The 16,133-nt window shown below is 63.1% G+C and carries 12 protein-coding genes; 5 read left to right on the top strand and 7 right to left on the bottom strand.

Annotation, left to right across the window (positions count from 1 at the left end; genetic code table 11):
• Nucleotides 1–132: 132 nt before the first annotated feature.
• On the top strand, nt 133–894 hold the full coding sequence (locus tag PQQ95_RS28885) for a glycosyltransferase family 2 protein (RefSeq protein ID WP_408443732.1): 762 nt from the start codon (nt 133–135) through the stop codon (nt 892–894).
• Between the two features lie 120 nt (nt 895–1,014).
• On the opposite strand, the gene dnaE is transcribed toward PQQ95_RS28885, so the two are convergent.
• Nucleotides 1,015–4,587: a DNA polymerase III subunit alpha gene (gene dnaE, locus PQQ95_RS28880; RefSeq protein ID WP_408443730.1), complete on the bottom strand. Its 3,573-nt coding sequence runs from the start codon at nt 4,585–4,587 to the stop codon at nt 1,015–1,017.
• A 283-nt stretch (nt 4,588–4,870) separates the two neighbouring features.
• Between dnaE and PQQ95_RS28875 the strand changes: the two genes are divergently transcribed.
• Together PQQ95_RS28875 and gluQRS are read left to right on the top strand one after the other, a co-directional pair.
• A complete protein-coding gene (locus PQQ95_RS28875; protein ID WP_408443727.1) occupies nt 4,871–5,734 on the top strand; it encodes a sulfurtransferase in 864 nt (287 codons plus the stop codon).
• 40 nt (nt 5,735–5,774) lie between these two features.
• A complete protein-coding gene (gluQRS, locus tag PQQ95_RS28870; RefSeq protein WP_408443724.1) occupies nt 5,775–6,659 on the top strand; it encodes a tRNA glutamyl-Q(34) synthetase GluQRS in 885 nt (294 codons plus the stop codon).
• 95 nt (nt 6,660–6,754) lie between these two features.
• On the opposite strand, the gene PQQ95_RS28865 is transcribed toward gluQRS, so the two are convergent.
• The 6 genes from PQQ95_RS28865 to purT form a co-directional block, all read right to left on the bottom strand.
• Nucleotides 6,755–8,242 carry a DEAD/DEAH box helicase gene (locus tag PQQ95_RS28865; RefSeq protein WP_408443721.1) on the bottom strand — a complete coding sequence of 496 codons (1,488 nt, stop codon included), beginning with the start codon at nt 8,240–8,242 and terminating at the stop codon, nt 6,755–6,757.
• A gap of 481 nt (nt 8,243–8,723) precedes the next feature.
• Entirely contained in the window at nt 8,724–10,160 is a 1,437-nt protein-coding gene (locus PQQ95_RS28860; RefSeq protein WP_408443718.1) for an aldehyde dehydrogenase family protein, read from the bottom strand.
• Between the two features lie 88 nt (nt 10,161–10,248).
• Entirely contained in the window at nt 10,249–11,901 is a 1,653-nt protein-coding gene (locus PQQ95_RS28855) for an acetolactate synthase large subunit (protein WP_408443716.1), read from the bottom strand.
• A 264-nt stretch (nt 11,902–12,165) separates the two neighbouring features.
• The gene (locus PQQ95_RS28850; RefSeq protein WP_408443714.1) at nt 12,166–12,534 is read right to left on the bottom strand and encodes an MliC family protein; all 369 of its coding nucleotides are present in this window, start codon (nt 12,532–12,534) and stop codon (nt 12,166–12,168) included.
• Nucleotides 12,535–12,669: 135 nt separating this feature from the next.
• Nucleotides 12,670–12,882: a DUF6726 family protein gene (locus PQQ95_RS28845; RefSeq protein ID WP_408443711.1), complete on the bottom strand. Its 213-nt coding sequence runs from the start codon at nt 12,880–12,882 to the stop codon at nt 12,670–12,672.
• A gap of 136 nt (nt 12,883–13,018) precedes the next feature.
• On the bottom strand, nt 13,019–14,233 hold the full coding sequence (gene purT, locus PQQ95_RS28840) for a formate-dependent phosphoribosylglycinamide formyltransferase (RefSeq protein ID WP_408443710.1): 1,215 nt from the start codon (nt 14,231–14,233) through the stop codon (nt 13,019–13,021).
• A 145-nt stretch (nt 14,234–14,378) separates the two neighbouring features.
• On the opposite strand from purT, the gene PQQ95_RS28835 reads away from it, so the two are divergent.
• Nucleotides 14,379–14,918: an META domain-containing protein gene (locus PQQ95_RS28835; RefSeq protein WP_408443707.1), complete on the top strand. Its 540-nt coding sequence runs from the start codon at nt 14,379–14,381 to the stop codon at nt 14,916–14,918.
• Nucleotides 14,919–15,084: 166 nt separating this feature from the next.
• A partial coding sequence (locus PQQ95_RS28830) for a DNA translocase FtsK 4TM domain-containing protein (RefSeq protein ID WP_459251996.1) occupies nt 15,085–16,133 on the top strand: 1,049 nt, incomplete at its 3' end.

Below are 16,133 nucleotides of genomic sequence, written 5' to 3'. Positions count from 1 at the left end.
GATTCGGCCGGATTCACGGGCCGGATTCACGGGCCGATAGCGGCCGGCGGACGTGTCCGGCCACGGCCACCGCGCGCTGTGTATACTTGCGCGACCTATTCCGTCACCCTGCCCCCTCCACGCAATTCAGGTATGCAAGAAACCACCCTCGGCGTCGCCATCATCACCAAAAACGCGGCGGCGCGACTGGCCGAATGCCTGCAGGCCGTGGCCTTCGCCGATCAGATCGTCGTGATCGACGGCGGCAGCACCGACGGTACCGCAGACATCGCCCGGGCACACGGTGCGCGCGTGCTCGAGCAAACCGACTGGCCGGGTTTCGGCCCGCAAAAGAACCGTGCCGTGGATGCGCTCACCACCAGCTGGATTCTCTCGCTCGACGCCGATGAGATCGTCTCCCCCGAACTGGCGGCGGCAATCCGCGCAGCGCTGGCCACGCCCACTGCAGATGTGTACGCGGTGGACCGGCTATCGAGCTTTTGCGGCCACTGGATTCATCACAGCGGCTGGTATCCGGACTGGATTCCGCGCCTGTTCAAACGTGGCGCCGCGCGCTTCTCCGACGATCTCGTGCACGAGCGCCTGGTGTTCGACGCGCCGTCGCAGCGCCTGACCGGCAAGCTGATGCACTACTCCTACGAGGACTTCGAGGGCGTATTGCGCAAGCTCGACGCGTATTCGACGGCCGGTGCGCAGCAACGTCACGCAGCGGGCAAGCGCGGCAGTTTTGGCAAGGCGCTCGGCCGCGGCGCCTGGGCGTTCGTGCGAACCTATATGCTGCGGCGTGGATTTCTCGACGGTCGCGCGGGCTTCATGATCGCCGTCTTCAACGCGGAAACGGTGTACTACCGGTTTCTGAAGCTGGCGCGACTGGGGGAGCAGACGCGCCGGTAGCAGTCAGGGCTCGCGAATGGGCGACTCGCGGTTGAGTCGCGGCTGACTCGCAGTTGGCCCAGGTTGGCCCCCGGTTGACCCACGGATTTGCCCACGCGCGCAGCGCGGGCGAGTCCTCGGTCAATAAACGATCTCGATCGAGCTTCCGGCAAACTCGCCACGCAATGCCGCGAGCAGCTCGTCAGTCGGCTTCACGCGCCACGCGTCGCCCAGACGCATTTCGCCTTGCGCATTTTCGCTGCGGTAAACCACCTGCACCGCGAGGCCGTTCGGAATCTGCACAGCCTGACGCTGGCCACCGCCGCCATAACCACCGCCATTGCGACCGCCGCCTCCATTGCCCCCCCGCGATGACGCCGCCGGCGCCGGCGCAGCTGGTGGCTCGTCCTTACCCGCGCTATGCGCTTCGAGGACGCGCCGCAACGCCAACGCGTCCGCATTGCCGTTCATCTGCACCTTCACGGCTTCCGCATAGCGGCAGCGCGCGCGGCCGAGATCCATCACCGTATCGACCGTGAAGCGGATGCCGCCCGTGAACGCGTCATTTCTCGCCTGACCCTGCACCACCAGCAGTTCGTCTTCCTTGAACAGTTGTTTGTGCGCTTCAAAGGTCTCGTTGAAGACGGTCACTTCGCATTGGCCGGTACCATCGTCGAGCAACGCGATCAGCATCTTGCCGCGCTGGGTCATCTGCGTACGCAGCGATGCGATCACACCCGCGACCAGCTTGTCGCGCCCTTCTTTCAGTTCGCCGATCTTCTGGCGCACGAAACGGCGCACTTCGTCCTTGTAGGCATCGAACAGATGGCCCGACAGGTAGAAACCGAGCGCGGCCTTCTCTTCCTGCAGTTTCTTCTTTTCCGGCCATTCCGGTTCGTCGACCAGTTCGTGCCCTTGAGACGGCGCGTCGCCCATGTCGAACAGGCCCGCCTGCATCGCGTTGGCGCTGGCCTGCTCGGCGGCTTCCATGGCCAGCGAGACCGAGGCGATCAACTGTGCGCGATTCGCGTGCAGCGTGTCGAACGCACCGGCGCGAATCAATGCTTCCACGGTCCGGCGATTGACGATCCGGCGGTCGATCCGGTTGCAGAAGTCGAAAATGTCGATGAACGGACCTTCTTCACGCGCGCGGATGATTTCTTCGATCGCGTTCTGGCCGCTGCCCTTGATCGCACCGAGACCGTAGCGTATCGTTTTCGACCGCTTGCCGTCCGCTTCCGCGACCGGCTCGAAGCGGTACGCAGACAGATTGACGTCCGGCGGCAGCACGGCCATCTTGTTCGTGAGGCAGTCCTCGAACAGGATCTTGACCTTGTCCGTGTCGTCCATGGCGAGCGACATATTCGCCGCCATGAATTCGGCCGGATGGTGCGCCTTCAGCCAGGCGGTGTAGTACGCCAGCAGCGCATACGCCGCCGCGTGCGACTTGTTGAAGCCGTAGCCCGCGAACTTCTCCATCAAGTCGAAGATTTCGTCGGCTTTCTCGGCCGTCAGGCCATTTTTTGCCGCACCCTCGCGGAACAATGCGCGGTGCTCGGCCATTTCCTCGGCCTTCTTCTTACCCATCGCGCGACGCAGCAAGTCAGCGCCACCGAGCGAGTAACCGCCGATAATCTGCGCCATCTGCATCACCTGCTCCTGATAGACCATGATGCCGTAGGTCTCTTTCAGGATGGGCTCGACGCGCGGATCGGGATACTCGACCACTTCGCGGCCGTGCTTACGCGCACAGAAGCTCGGGATCAGGTCCATCGGGCCCGGACGGTACAACGCCACGAGCGCGATGATGTCCTCGAAGCGGTCAGGCTGGGCGTCTTTCAGCATGCCCTGCATGCCGCGGCTTTCCAGCTGGAACACGGCGACCGTATTCGCTTTCTTCAGGACCGAAAACGATGGCGCATCGTCGAGCGGCACTTGCGCGAGCGACCAGTCTTTCTTCGACGGATCGAGGCGGCGGATATAGCGCTCGGCCCAATCGAGAATCGTCAGCGTGGTGAGGCCCAAAAAGTCGAACTTCACGAGGCCGACGGCTTCGACGTCGTCCTTGTCGTACTGGCTCACGACGCCGCTTTCGTCGCCCTGCGTATAGAGCGGGCAGAAATCGGTCAGCTTGCCGGGCGCGATCAGCACGCCGCCGGCGTGCATACCGACGTTACGCGTCAGGCCTTCCACGCGCTGCGCGAGTTCGAGCAGCTGATGCACTTCGTCTTCGTTATCGAAGCGCTCCTGCAAGAGCGGCTCTTCCTTCATCGCGTCGGCAATGGTGACGTGCTTGCCCGGCTTGAACGGAATCAGCTTGGCGATGCCGTCCGTGAACATATAGCCGAGATCGAGCACACGGCCGATGTCGCGCACCGCTGCTTTCGCCGCCATCGTGCCGAAGGTGGCGATCTGCGATACCGCCTCTGCGCCGTACTTCTCCTTCACGTACTGAATCACGCGGTCGCGGCCGTGCTGGCAGAAGTCGATGTCGAAGTCGGGCATCGAGACCCGTTCCGGATTCAGGAACCGTTCGAACAGCAGGTTGTAGCGCAGCGGGTCGAGGTCGGTCACGCCGAGCGCATACGCGACCAGCGAACCGGCACCCGAACCCCGGCCCGGTCCGACCGGCACGCCGTTGTTCTTCGCCCAGTTGATAAAGTCCGCAACGATCAGGAAGTAGCCGGGAAAGCCCATCTTGATGATCGTGCCGCACTCGAATTCGAGGCGCTGGTAGTACGTTTCGCGCTGCGCCTCGCGCTCCGCTTCGTCCGGATACAGCTGTTCGAGACGCTTCTCGAGACCCTCTTTTGACAATTGCACGAGGTAGTCGTCGAGCGACATACCGTCGGGCGTCGGGAAGAGCGGCAGCTTCGGCTTGCCGAGTTCGAGCGTCAGGTTGCAGCGCCTGGCGATTTCGACACTGTTGGCGAGCGCCGACGGAATGTCCGCGAACAGAGCCGCCATCTCTTCTTGCGTGCGGAAATACTGCTCAGACGTAAAACGCTTCGAGCGACGCGGATTCGCGAGGATGTCGCCCTCGGAAATACACACGCGCGCCTCGTGCGCGGTGAAATCGTCCGGCGTCATGAACTGCATGGGATGGGTGGCCACCACCGGCAATTTCAGCGACGCCGCGAGCGCCACCGCCTGCTGCACGTACTGCTCGCCGCCCGGCTGACCACTGCGTTGCAGTTCGATATAGAAACCGCCAGGAAACACCTTCGCCCAATGCAACGCGTTGCGTTTGGCCGCTTCTTCATTACCGGCGGCGAACGCGAGGCCAATGTCGCCCTGTTGCGCACCCGACAACGCGAGCAGCCCTTCACCCAGACCGGATTCAAGCCAGCCGGCTTCGACTTCCGCGCGGCCGCGATACTGGTTGGTGAGCGATGCCTTGCTGAGCAGCTCGCACAGATTCAGATAGCCGCGCCGGTTCTTGACCAGCAGCAGCAAACGGGAAGGCTTCTCGCGGTCGTCCGGATTGGTAATCCAGACGTCGCAGCCGGCAATGGGTTTGACCCCTTTGCCACGGGCTTCCTTGTAGAAACGGACGAGGCCGAACGCGTTGCCGAGGTCGGTCAGGGCGAGCGCGCCCTGACCGTCTTTGGCTGCGGCCTTGACGATGTCGTCAAGACGCACGATGCCGTCGGCAATCGAGAATTCGGAGTGGACGCGGAGATGAACGAAGCGGGGATCTGACATGGGCGACATTGTAACTCCACCCTTCCGGAGTTTTCAGGCCAAAACCGCGCGTTAGCCGTTCGGCTTAGGAGCGAAACGCGGGAGCGCCATACACCGGTGTTTTGCGGGCAACTTGCGCTACCGCAACAGACTGGCCATTCGGCCGAGTCGGACGAAGCGTCAGGTTGAGGGATAATACGGGTTTCGCCCTTTTCGACGTGGCCATGCCGCATGGAGCCCGATGCGGGCCATTCAATGCGCCCCATTTTCCACGCCCCTGGCCGCTTCTTACCGCTGTTACCGCTGGACACACATGAGTATCGTCAATCTCGCCGCGTATCATTTCGCGACCATCGAAGACACCGCCGCATGGCGCCCGCTCGTTACGGAGCGCTGTCATGCGCTCGGCTTGCGCGGCACCGTCCTGCTGGCGCCGGAAGGCATCAACCTGTTCGTCGCCGGCACGCGCGAAGCCACGAATGCGTTCATCGACTACATCCGTCATGACGCGCTGTTCGAAGGCAAGTTCGCCAATCTGCAGTTCAAGGAAAGCCTGTCGGACAAGCAGCCGTTCACCCGCATGCTGGTCAAGCTCAAGCGCGAAATCATCACCATGAAAAAGCCGGCGATCCGGCCGGAGCTCGGCCGCGCGCCGTTCGTCGACGCGCCCACGCTGAAAGGCTGGCTCGATCGCGGCCATGACGATGAAGGCCGCCCCGTTGTCATGCTCGACACGCGCAATGCATTCGAAGTAGACGTCGGCACGTTCGATAACGCGCTCGACTACCGCATTGCAAAATTCAGCGAGTTTCCGGAAGTGATCGAGCAGAACCGCGCCGATCTGGAAGGCAAGACAGTGGTGTCGTTCTGCACCGGCGGGATTCGCTGCGAGAAGGCGGCGATCCACATGAAGGAAGTCGGCATCGAAAATGTGTACCAGCTTGAAGGCGGCATCCTGAAGTATTTCGAGGAAGTCGGCGGCGCACATTATCACGGCGACTGCTTCGTCTTCGATTACCGTACCGCACTCAATCCCCAACTGGAACCCACCGCAACCGTGCAATGCTTCGGCTGCCGCGCGGTGGTGACGCCCGAGGCACAACAATCGCCGATGTACGTGGCGGGCAAGACGTGTCCGGAATGCCATCCGGACAGCAAGGCTGCTCACGCCGCGTGATAAGCGCAAGCGCCTTTGCGCGATCGCGGCGACCAAACCCATGACCTATCGTGGACGCTTTGCACCGTCGCCTACCGGGCCCTTGCATTTCGGCTCACTGGTGAGCGCGCTCGCAAGCTGGCTTGACGCCCGCGCGCACGGTGGCGCGTGGCTTGTGCGCATCGAAGACATCGACGGACCTCGCACCGTCCCGGGCGCCGCCGAGGACATCCTGTCGACCCTCGAACGTTTCGGCATGCAGGCAGATGAGCCGCCCGTCTGGCAAAGCCATCGCATGGCGCGCTATCAGGAAGCGCTGGAGCAATTGAAGGCGACCGGCCTCGTCTATCCATGCGGCTGCACGCGCAAGGAGATTGCCGACTCGCTGCTGCATGCGCACGCGCGCAATACCACGCTCGCCTACCCTGGCACCTGCCGCGACGGGCTGCATGGCAAACCAGCACGCGCTTGGCGCCTGCGCGTCCCGGACGGCAACGCTGCGGTGATCACATTCGAGGACCGCTGGCAGGGCAAGCAGACACAGAACCTCGCCACCGAAGTCGGCGACTTCGTCCTGAAGCGCGCCGACGACCAGTGGGCATACCAACTGGCGGTGGTGGTCGACGATGCGGACGCGGGCATTACGCACATCGTGCGAGGTGCGGACTTGATGGATTCAACGGCTCGACAGATCTATCTGCAGCGTTGTCTGGGCGTACCAACGCCGGCGTATTTGCACGTACCGGTGGTCACGAACGATCAGGGCGAAAAGCTCAGCAAGCAGAACGGCGCGACCGCGCTGGACAATGACAAATCGCTTGAAGCGCTGAACGCAGCCGCGCGTCATCTGGATCTTGAACTGGACGGGACTGCGCTTACGACGCTAGAGCGCTTTTATGCTGCCGCGACGGCAGCATGGGCGCAGCGCACGGGCCTGCGAGTGTGATGGCGGCGAGGCGTAGTGGCCGCCCCGAACAGAGGCAGCGCCTGTAAACCGCTCAGAAAAGAAACGCTAAAAACAACACGGCAAAAAACCGGGAATCAGGTAGACGACGAAGACTTTCTCGGCATCCCAAACCCGCCGAGCAACGCAGCCAACGGCTGCTTGGAAGAAGACTTCTGCGGAGCAGCAGCAGACGAAGCAGCCGCCTCCTCAACCTTCCTCACAGAAGCCGCCGAAGGCTCATAAGGCTTGAGGAAGAAATCATCCACAGGCTGGGCGCGATGGTGATGCGGACGGTCGAACGAACCTGAAGACGATGCGCCCGAACGCCGGCGGCCGCCTCGCTCGTCGCGCCCCTCTGCACGGCCTTCAACACGCTCACGCCGCGGCGCACGCTCTTCGTGGTGATGCCGCACCGGCGTATCGACAGTCAGATGCTGCACTTCCAAAGGCCGCTTGATCAGCTTCTCGATGTCGGCAAGCTGCTTACGCTCATTCGGGCTGCACAGCGACAACGCATCACCGGAAGCGCCAGCGCGCCCGGTACGTCCAATCCGGTGCACATAATCTTCCGCATTGAACGGCAGATCGAAATTGATCACGGCGGGCAACTCGGCAATATCCAGACCGCGCGCGGCGACGTCGGTCGCCACCAAAGCCTCGATCTCGCCACGTTTGAACGCGTCCAGAGCCTGCATACGTTCATTCTGGGTCCGGTCGCCGTGAATCGCCGTGGCGACCACGCCGTCGCGCTCCAGACTTCGCGCCAGACGGCTCGCGCCGATCTTGCTGTTACAGAACACGATCACCTGCTTGAGGCTGCGGTCACGAATCAGTTTGACGACCGCGCCGGTCTTGTCACCCTCGGCGACCTCATAAACGATCTGCGTCACGTTGGTCGCAGTCGAATTGCTGCGCGCGACTTCGATCGTCTGCGGGTCGCGCAGATACGTGGCGGCCAGTTTCTTGATTTCGCCCGAGAACGTGGCCGAAAACAGCAGCGTCTGACGTTCCTTCGGCAGCAGATTCAGGATGCGCTGCAAATCCGGCAGGAAGCCCATATCGAGCATCCGGTCGGCTTCGTCGAGCACGAGGATCTGCACCTGGCCGAGATTGGCGGTTTTCTGTTGCACGTGATCGAGCAGACGGCCCGGCGTGGCGATCAGAATTTCGACGCCGCGGCGCAGCTGCTCGGATTGCGGATTCATGTCGACACCGCCGAACACCACGGCGCTGCGCAGCGCGGTGTGCTTCGCGTACGACTGCACGTTCGCCGCCACCTGGTCGGCGAGTTCGCGGGTCGGCGTGAGGATCAGCGCGCGCACCGGATGGCGGGCGGGCGAGGCACTCGTGCTGGCCTGCGGCAGCAAGCGCTGGATGATCGGCAGCGAGAAGCTCGCGGTCTTGCCGGTGCCCGTTTGCGCGGCGCCCATCATGTCACGGCCGGCCAGCACGACGGGAATCGCCTGCGCCTGGATCGGCGTAGGGATGGTGTAGCCCGATTCTTTGACGGCTTTCAGGATGTCGGGCGCGAGACCGAATTGATCAAAAGTCGCAGTACTGGGCGTGACGGCTGTGTCGGACATGGTGGCTTTCGCTAAAAATGCGCTTGGCGCGGTGCGCGCGGCAGCGGTCGGAACCGCAGAGGGCATCAGGATGAAGGCGGAGCCACGGCGTTCCGCACGGGACCCGTCAGTATCACGGGAAAAATGCGGCCGGCTCCGGCCGGCGGAAACACCCGCCGGAAAGGCCGGTATTGTAGCACTTCAGCAAAAACACTCATGGCGCATCTGCCGGCTTTCTGCTTACGTCGGCGAAAGCCGGACGGTGAGCCGCTCACGGGGCCGTCCGCGCCGGCACCCGCAAGACCGCCCCCGAGGGTCGGAACGCTTCGCAGGCGAGCGTAGTCCGTGCATGCGACAGATGCATGACAGTCCGGTTCGCCCCAACCCTGCAGCGGGGCGTCCGATGCAGGCGCCCGGACACCGAACACCGCGCCGGGCCCCGAAGATCTGAAAGAGGCCCAGAACGCGCCCCCATCCCTGTCATGCGCCGTCGCACCGCCCGTCACCAGGTTTCGCGCATCACCATCAAGCGCATCTCGGTCATATCTTCGATCGCGTAGCGCACGCCTTCGCGCCCAAGCCCGGAATCTTTCACGCCGCCATAAGGCATGTTGTCGACCCGGAACGACGGCACGTCGTTGATCACCACGCCGCCCACGTCGAGCACATCCCACGCGCGATGCGCGTGAGCGAGCGAGTCGGTAAACACACCGGCTTGCAGGCCGAAGTCGCTGTCGTTGACGGTAGCCAGCGCGGCGTCGAAATCGTCGAAACGCTCCAGAATCGCCACCGGGCCGAAGGCTTCCTTACGATACAGATCGGTGTCGCGCTTCACGTGTTCGAGCAGCGTGGCTTCGAACATCGCACCCTCCACCTTGCCGCCCGCGACGATCTTCGCGCCCGCCTGCACCGCACTGTCCATCCAGCCGGCGAGACGTCTGGACTCGGATTCGGAGATCATCGGCCCAACAAAGGTCTTTTCGTCTTTCGGATCGCCCATCACCAGCGACTTCGTCTTGGCGATCAGCTTCTCGCGCAGCGCGTCGTAAAGCTTCGCGTGCACCAGAATCCGCTGCACGCCGATGCAACTCTGCCCCGACTGATAGAACGCGCCGAACGCGAGCCGGTCGACCACGTAGTCGAGCTTCTCACCCTGATCGCCGTCGACGATCGCGGCCGCGTTGCCGCCCAACTCCAGAATCACCTTCTTCTTGCCGGCCTTTTTCTTCAGTTCCCAGCCCACCGCGGGCGAGCCGGTGAAGGAAAGCAGCTTGAAACGTTCGTCGGTGGTGAACAGATCGGCACCGTCGCGATGCGCCGGAAGAATCGAGAATGCGCCTTTCGGCAGGTCGGTTTCCGCCAGGATTTCGCCCATGATGAGCGCCCCGACCGGCGTGCGGCTCGCCGGTTTCAACACGAACGGCACGCCGGCCGCAATCGCCGGCGCGACCTTATGCGCGGTCAGGTTGAGCGGAAAATTAAACGGCGAGATAAACGAGCACGGACCGATCGGCACACGCTTCACGTAGCCGTGATAGCCCTTCGCCCGTGGCGAAATCTCCAGATTGATAATCTCGCCGTCGATGCGCACCGATTCTTCCGCCGCCACCTTGAACGTGTCGATCAGACGCGTGACCTCGCCTTTCGAGTCGTTGATCGGCTTGCCGGCTTCGATACACAGCGCGAGCGCCAACTCGTCGTAACGCTCGCGAAACCGCTTCACGCAGTGTTCGAGCACGGCCTGGCGCTTGAACGGCGGAAACGCGCGCAAGGCCGGCATGGCGTCGACCGCATAGCCGATCGCTTTGTCGATTGCCGCCGCGTCCGCCATCGCCACGCGGGTCGCCACTTCACCGCTGAATTTATCCGTGACTTCGAGGTCGGTGTTGGCGGCTACCGCAACATTGGCGAGGTAGTACGGGTAAGTCTTGTTCAACATGACGCGTTCTCCTTGATCCAAAGTCTGACATCAGCCACGCAGTCAGCAAGGGCTATGCCCCGTTGCTGCCTACAGCCGCACTATTCATTCATAGTTGAGCGCTCAGCCGCTTGATCTCACGATTCAGCACGCGCTCGTTGTCCGAGTAATCGATCGGCAGATCGATCACATGCACACCCGGCGTCGTGAAACATTCGCGCAACAACGGCGCGAATTCCGCAGCCGATTCGATACGATGCCCCTTCGCGCCGTAACTCTCCGCATATGAGACGAAATCCGGATTGCTCAGCGTCATGCCGTAGTCCGGGAAGTTCATGTTTTCCTGCTTCCAGCGGATCATGCCGAACGCGTCGTCGCGCAAAATCAGGATCACCAGATCGAGCTTCAGCCGCACGGCCGTTTCCAGTTCCTGCGAATTCATCATGAAGCCGCCATCGCCACACACTGCCATGACCTTGCGGTCCGGGTGCACGATTTTAGTCGCGATCGCCGACGGCACGCCGGCGCCCATCGACGCCAACGCGTTATCGAGCAACAGCGAATTCGGCTCGTGCGCGCGGTAGTAGCGCGCGAACCAGATCTTGTACATGCCGTTGTCCAGACACACGATGCCGTCCACCGGCGTGGTTTCGTAGACGTCGTTGACGATCCGCACCGGGTACATCGGGAAACGGTCGTCGTGCTGGCCTTTGACCAGATGCGCTTCGAAGTGCTGCTTGATCTCCTTGAAGCGCGTGAAATCCCAATGCTCCTGACGCTCCTTGAGACTTTCCTTGAGCTGCCACACCGCGTTGGCGATGTCGCCGACCACTTCGATCTGTGGGAAATACACCGTATCGACTTCCGCGCCGAGAAAATTGACGTGAATCACCGTCTTCTCGCCCGCATCGCCGCTACGCATAAAAAACGGCGGCTTCTCGATCACGTCGTGGCCGACATTGATGATGCAATCCGCGTGGTCGATCGCGCGATGCACGAAGTCGCCGTCGGACAAGGTGGCATTGCCTAGCCACATCGGGTGCGATTCGTCGATCACGCCCTTGCCCATCTGCGTCGTAAAAAAGGGAATGCCGATCTGGTCGACGAATTCCCGCAGCATCTTGGTGGTGGTCTTGCGGTTGCCGCCCGCGCCGATCATCAGCAAAGGGTGCTTGGCCTTCGTAATCGCCTCCACCGCGCGCGCCACGGCCTTTTCCTCAGCGACGGGACGGCGGCTGAAGCTCTTCGGAATCGGATGGCCGTCGCCTTCTTCGTGAGCAACGTCTTCGGGCAATTCGAGGTGTACGGCGCCGGGCCGCTCTTCCTCTGCCTGACGGACCGCTTCGCGCACCGCGGCGGGAATGTTGGCGATCGACACGATCTGCCGCGTGTACTTGGTGAGCGGCTCCATCATCCGCACCACGTCGACGATCTGAAAATGCCCCTGCTTGCTCGATTTGATCGGCTTTTGCCCGGTCACCATCAACATTGGCATGCCGCCTAGTTGGGCATACGCCGCAGCGGTCACGAAGTTAGTCGCGCCCGGCCCGAGGGTGGCCAGACACACACCGGTACGGCCGGTAAGTCGGCCATACGTGGCGGCCATGAAGCCGGCCGCCTGTTCGTGACGCGTCAGAATCAGACGAATTTTCGAGCGGCGCAGCGATTCGAGGAGATCGAGATTTTCTTCACCAGGAATGCCGAACACATACTCGACACCTTCGGCTTCCAGCGATTTGACGAACAGGTCCGATGCTTTCATGGAGGGTCTCGCTTGATGAAACGGACACGGGCCATGAGCCCGCCCGTTGAAGTCCGGTATCGGACGATCGAAGACGACGGCAAAGGCAACCTACGCGATGCATGCGGCGCACGGCATGGCATGCCGACGCAGCGGATGCCACGCCGGACAGCTTACTACTCGAACGGAAAGGATGTGCGCAGGCGGGCAGCGCCGCAAGGCAGAGGCAAAAACAAAGACCGGATGAGGCAGGCGGCGTGTTTGAAGAAAGCCGCCGCATCATGCTCAGCGATTGATGGTGACGCAGTCGGACAGCATCGGCGGGGCGTTTTCACCGTCTGTCGCGTCGTACAGGTCGGCGCGCGGGCCCTTGGTCCACCAGGTATAGCTGCCGGCCTGATACTTCGCGCCGGACGCCGAGATGGTGTTGACGAACAGCAGTTGCTGGCCTTTTACAGGCACGAGCGCGAAGCTTTGGCCGTTCGCGGTGTTCCAGTAGGTCACTTGCAGAATCTTGCCGGTCGCGCAGGTGTATTTGTGCGTCTGGCGATTCTTCGCCTGAATTTCGGCGAGGTTCAATGGCGCCGCCCACGCATTGCCGTAAAGCGCTGCAAGACCTGCGGCGGCCGTGACTGCAACAAGCCATTTCTTCATTCGATGCCTCGATCGTTGTTGCACATCAAGCATGGGCCGCGCGCCTTTCGCTGCGATTGCGGCCGTGATTGCGGCTGCGGCTGTGTCGCGCTCCGGAGCGCTGACGGACTCCATCGTGAATCGGTCGTGGATGGCTTATGGATCGATCACGTCGGCGCACGCGTCGGTCGGCGCGGCGGCCACGTGCCCGACCAGCGGCACGATCTTCAACCCGGCCGACGCAACCCGGCACGGCGCAGCGGCAAGGCCGCACCCCGTCATCCCCGCACACAGCGCGAACAGTACGCCGAGTGCGCCAAGACGGCCCAGCCTTCCAAGCCGCGTGTTCTTGCGGGATTCCAGGGTCATACATCCCTCTACTTCAATGAGCTTCAATGAATCAGATTCCGCGCGCAACGAGCTTGCGAAACGCGCGGTGACTGCCTGACGGATTCGCATCGCCTGGCAACGTGCTGCGGCCATCCGCGGCACCCGCCAACGCGCGTTACTTCGTGGAAGCAGGCCGCACCGCCGTCGCGGCCTGCTTCGCGCGCGAGCGCGCCTCCTCGATGCTCTCGCCGGTCGCCAGCGCCACGCCCATGCGGCGCTTGACGAAGCTCTCCGGCTTGCCGAAAAGCCGCAGATCCGCATTCGGCACGGCCAGGGCCGCCGCGACACCTTCGAAAGCGATAGCCGTTTCGTCCAGACCACCGTAAATCACCGCCGACGCCCCCGGCGCCCGCAGCGCCGTATCCACCGGCAAACCGAGGATCGCGCGCGCATGCAATTCGAACTCCGAGAAGCGTTGCGAGCACAGCGTGACCAGACCCGTATCGTGCGGACGCGGACTCACTTCCGAGAACCATACGTCATCGCCACGCACGAAAAGTTCCACGCCGAACAGGCCCCTGCCGCCCAACGCCGCGGTCACCTTGTGCGCCACTTCACGCGAACGTTCCAGCGCGAGCGGGCTCATGGGCTGTGGCTGCCACGATTCGACGTAATCGCCCGCGACCTGCACGTGCCCGATCGGGTCGCAGAAATAGGTGCTGACTTCGCCGCTCGCCGGATCGATCGCGCGCACGGTCAGTTGCGTGATTTCGTATTCGAAGTCGATAAAGCCTTCGACGATCACGCGACCATGATTCACGCGGCCGCCCGCCATCGCGTATTGCCAGGCGGCTTCGACATCCGCGTCGCTCTTCAGCACCGACTGCCCCTTGCCCGACGACGACATCACCGGTTTCACGACGCACGGATAGCCGACCTTGGCGATGCCCGCGCGCAGTTCCTCGAGCGAATCGGCGAATGCATACGGCGAAGTCGGCAGACCGAGTTCTTCAGCGGCCAGACGGCGGATACCTTCGCGGTTCATCGTGAGTTGCGTGGCGCGCGCGGTCGGGATGACTTCGGCGAGGCCATCGGTTTCGATCGCGGCGAGTGCGTCGGTTGCAATCGCTTCGATCTCGGGGACGATCAGGTGCGGGCGCTCCTGTTCAACCAGCGCGCGCAACGCGGCGTGGTCGGTCATGTCGATCACGTGCGCGCGGTGTGCGACCTGATGACCTGGCGCATTCGGATAACGGTCGACGGCGATCACTTCGACGCCCAGCCGTTGCAGCGCGATGATCACTTCCTTGCCGAGCTCGCCGGCGCCAAGCAGCATGACGCGCGTGGCGGATTCAGAAAGGGGCGTGCCGATCCGTTGGCCGATCTGCATGGGGTCTCCAGATAAAAGTCGGATGAGGGTGGGATTGGGTAGAACACGATGTTAACATGCGCGCCCCGAACCGCCGTTGCGCTCGCGTGCAGCGTGCCGAGTGCGTTACCCTTACGCCTTCGCCAGTTTGAAGAGGAACGACGTCATGCTCCAAAGCTCCTCCGCGCGACGTGTTGCGCGCTTCATCCCTTATATGCGCACCGCCATCGCCGCGTTGAGCGTCGCCGCGCTATGCAGCGCGTGCGCCATCCCAAAGCATCCCGACTCGGAAGCGGCACCGCCCGACCCGTTCAATCCAGCCGCCACCCAGTTGCTCGACGATACAAGCTGGGTACTCACCGGCTGGAAACAGGCCGACGGCACGGCCCGCGCGATTCCGGCCGCGGATCAGGGCGCGCCGATCACGCTCGTGCTCTCCACCGACAAAGGCCAGCGCCACGCCAGCGGCTTTTCCGGCTGCAATCGCTACATGGGCTCGTATGCGCTGAAGGACGGCAAGCTGAGCTTCGGCACGTTGGGCAGCACACGCATGGCGTGCATGACGCCGGGCGGACAGATCGAAAACTCGTATCTCGACGCGCTGAACCATATCGACCGAACCGGCGTGCAGATGCGCGCGCCACAGCAGATGCAACTGGTGCTCGATAACGGCGACACGCTCACGTTCGACCGCAGCGCCAAGTGATTGGTGCGCGGATCGGCCGGATTGGTCAGTGCGGCGGTAAGGCTGATTGTTTTCCCATTTGACGCAGGCATACTTGCGTCGGCCGTCGAAGTATCGAGTATCGGGCTTCGCCGGTTAAACTCGACGGATTGCGTTTTTGCGCGTCCGTCATTCGTTGATGTCTAGTATGCACACGGTAGTTTTCGGCTGGTTCGGCGGGTCGGCCGTCTGGTTCATTCCTCTTTTGTGGCGCCTCGTCAAGTCGGTGCTGCCAGGCGGCGCAGGTTTGCGCGGCCCCGGCACGATCCGCCTTTGGCTGGGCTTCGTCTGTGCGATGGTGGCAAGCTGCACGCTGGAGGCGTCGTTGATCGGCGCGGCTGGTGTGAATGGCTTCGGCCATGCGCTGGCGGCGGGCTTCGGCCATGCGCTGGCGGCGGGCTTCGGTCATCTGCTCGGGCACATTGGTACACCGCTCGCGGCGCTTGCCCTGCTCGTGATCAGCTTGCCCTGGTTGATCGACTTCCGCTGGCGCGACGTCGCCGTATGGGCCGATGGTGCATTCGGCCTGGGTCTGTCACGCGGCCTCGCCAAACGCGACGAGGAAGCGCGCCGTCATCGCAGCGTCGATGAAGGTTTGCCGTCGCACATGTCGCCTTCCACTAATACGATGGCGCCCAGAAGTCACGGACGTTATGCGCGTCCGACCGTCTGGCGGCCGCCGGCGAACGGCCGCGGGACGGCTGCGGGTGCCGGCGCTGTTGGTGCGGCCAGTGCTGCCGGTGCGACAGCGACTAGGGACGCAGCGGCGCGTGGCGCTGGGGCTGGCTGGCGCGCGGGTACGGTGAAGACGCGCAGTCAACCCGCACAGGCGGAGCCGGTGTTGCGCACGTCCGCCTCGGCGCCGCCGCGCCAAATGTCACGGCCACAAGTGCCGATGCAGACGCAGACGCCGACACCCTCGCTGAACGCCGACAGGGCTGCATGGATGCCGACCGAGCCGGTTGCGCCGGCCGGATGGCTGCGTGAGCCGGCAACGGCGTCGCGCGCGGCCGCATCTGCAGCCGGTTCGACAACGAGATCAGGAACGACCGTCACCGCGGCTAGTGACGGCGTATCGCAGGTGGGTCGGCGCGCTGCTGGTGAGCAACATCCGATGGGATTGTCGGCGGCCGGCTCGGGTGCGAAGGGGGCGGCGGGTTTTACGGGTGCGGGTGCGGGTGCGGGTGCGGGTGCGGG

The organism is Paraburkholderia caffeinilytica, from assembly GCF_046030355.1.
GTDB classification, from domain to species: Bacteria; Pseudomonadota; Gammaproteobacteria; order Burkholderiales; family Burkholderiaceae; genus Paraburkholderia; species Paraburkholderia caffeinilytica_B.
Note: the sequence above shows the minus strand (reverse complement) of the source record. Positions and strands in the feature narration are given on the sequence as shown.